Origin of the sequence: Ciceribacter ferrooxidans, assembly GCF_004137355.1 — a bacterium.
Lineage (GTDB): Bacteria > Pseudomonadota > Alphaproteobacteria > Rhizobiales > Rhizobiaceae > Allorhizobium > Allorhizobium ferrooxidans.
Map to the genome: position 1 here is coordinate 1 of NZ_SDVB01000027.1, position 2,240 is coordinate 2,240.

The following is a 2,240-nucleotide window of genomic DNA, read 5'->3' on the forward strand; positions in this document are numbered from 1 at the left end:
GGCCGCCCGCGCGGCTTTTGTGGTGGGGCGAACGCCGGGGGAGTGATGAGGGCTTTGGAGCGAACATGCTCCGGCATGAGTTCGGCATGCTGCCTCAACCGATAGCTGGATCCTTCGATCTGCACGACGACGGCATGATGCAGCAGTCTGTCGAGCAGTGCCGTCGCGACGACAGGGTCGCCAAAGACATCGCCCCATTCTGCAAAACCGCGGTTTGACGTGAGGATCATTGGGCTGCGTTCATAGCGGGCGTTAACGAGCTGGAAGAACAGATTGCCGCCGCCCTGGACGACCGGCAAATAGCCAATCTCATCGACGATGAGCAGGCTCGGCCTGCAGAAGAAGCGAATGCGTTCCTGCAGCTTGCCTTCCCGTTCTGAACGGGCAAGCGAACCGATCAGATCGGCCAGCGTCGTGAAATACACGCTCTTTCCCGCCTTCACGGCTTCGACGCCGAGCGCCGTGGCGAGATGACTTTTGCCCGTTCCCGGTGGGCCGAGGAAATGAACCGCTTCGTGACGGTCGACGAACCCGAGCTGGGCCAGGGTAAAAATGCGATCCCGGTCCAGCGAGGGCTGGAAGGTAAAGTCGAAGCCAGCGAGCGTCTTGATGGTTGCAAGTCTGCCCATGCGCAGGGCCGTCTTGATGCGGCTGATCTCGCGCAGGGTGAGTTCCTCCGACAGGAGGATGTCGATGGCCTCAAGGGCCGACAGCTCACCATGCTCGAGGCGGCGCACGACATGGTCGAGAGCTTCCAGTGCGCGCGGCATCTTCAGACCAACGAGATCATGACGGATACGGTCGATCATCGACGGAATGGGGTCGAGGGTGGCGCTCATGGTCGGTTCTCCTGTGCCAGGACCTTGCCGACGGCATCATAGAAGGCAAGCGATCGCTGCAGCACGGTATCGCCGGCGGGTTTGACAACATGAGATTCCTGCCGTCTCCCCGGCCAATGTTGCGGCTGAATGGGTCGCCCGATGATCCGGATGAACCCGGCGCTGTTTACGGCCCTCCAGGACCGGATGAGCTGCGATCAGCGTGCCGTTCTCGAAGATGCGGACTTCGTCGGCGAGAGAGTGGACCTCTACCATTCGGCTTCGCGTGGCATCCGGAACGCTGTAGGTATTGCCACCGACGCTGACCATGCCCTCCCGCGACACGCGGCGCTCCAGCTTCAGAACGGATCTGAACGGTGCCAGCGGTAACGGTCGCAGGTGCGGCCGCTCCTCGGCGAAGGCTTCATTGACGAAGCGCAGGGTTGTTGCATGCTTCCTCGGATTGGCGACGGTGTCCAGCCAGTGCCGGCGCTGGGCGTTCAGGTCGTCGAGATTGCGAAACGAGCGTGCCAGGAAGAAGTCCTCGCGGATGTACCGGAACGGCCGCTCGACCTTGCCCTTGGTCTTGGCGCGATAAGGTTTGCATGCCTTCGGGTGGAAGCCGTAGTGGCGTGCCAGGTCGATGAGTGCGCGATTGTAGATGATACCTTCCGTCTGGCCTTCGCCAATGACGGCGGTCTTCATCCGGTCGTAGAGCACCTCCCTTGGAGCGCCGCCAAGGGCCTCGAAAGCCGCGATGTGGCAGCGCAGGACGGTCGGTAGGTTCTGATGCACGACGAAGCGCGCCCAGATGAGACGGCTGTGGCCCAGCACCATCGAGAACAGCCAGACGACCCTCGGCGTCATCGGTTCGTCGGTGACGACGACATGGAATTGGGCGAAATCGACCTGAGCCTGCTCGCCGGGTGGCGTCTCGAAACGAACTTCGAAGCCTTGGCTTGCTGCAGGGCGCACATCACGGAGAAAATCCGTCACGGCCGTGTAGCCGCCCGTATAGCCTCGCTTGCGCAGTTCTCGTAGCAGCCGACTGCCGGTCAGGCCTGGATAGGTCTTCACCCGTTCCCGCAGGTAAGAAGCAAACGGATCGATCACCGTCGCTCGCGGCTTCCGGGGACCATAGGCCGGAGCCTCAAGGCCTCGCTCTATGTATTTGCGCACCGTCTTGCGGTCGATGCCCGTTTCTCTGGAAATGGCCGACACCGTCAGCCCCTGCTGATGCAGATCCAGGATCATGATCGTCTCCCTCAGCTTGATCACCAAAATCCCCCTCCCGACCAACGGAAGGAGTATCGGCGATGACGCGCCGCCGGTCTTCCGGGGCGCGCCCCGGAAGACCGGCGGCCGCAGCACCTGGGGAAGATTCAAACGGCACTATTGGGGAGTATTGCTCCGGTACTGACA

General features: G+C 62.0%; 1 protein-coding gene and 1 pseudogene. Both read right to left on the reverse strand.

Features of this window, described 5'->3' with window-relative positions; genetic code table 11:
- On the reverse strand, positions 1–839 hold an 839-nt coding region (gene istB, locus EUU22_RS00280; protein ID WP_129330144.1), incomplete at its 3' end, for an IS21-like element ISRel3 family helper ATPase IstB.
- Positions 836–2,096: pseudogene (gene istA, locus EUU22_RS00285) on the reverse strand (IS21 family transposase). The gene istB and the pseudogene istA, both read right to left, overlap by 4 nt.
- Positions 2,097–2,240 lie beyond the last annotated feature (144 nt).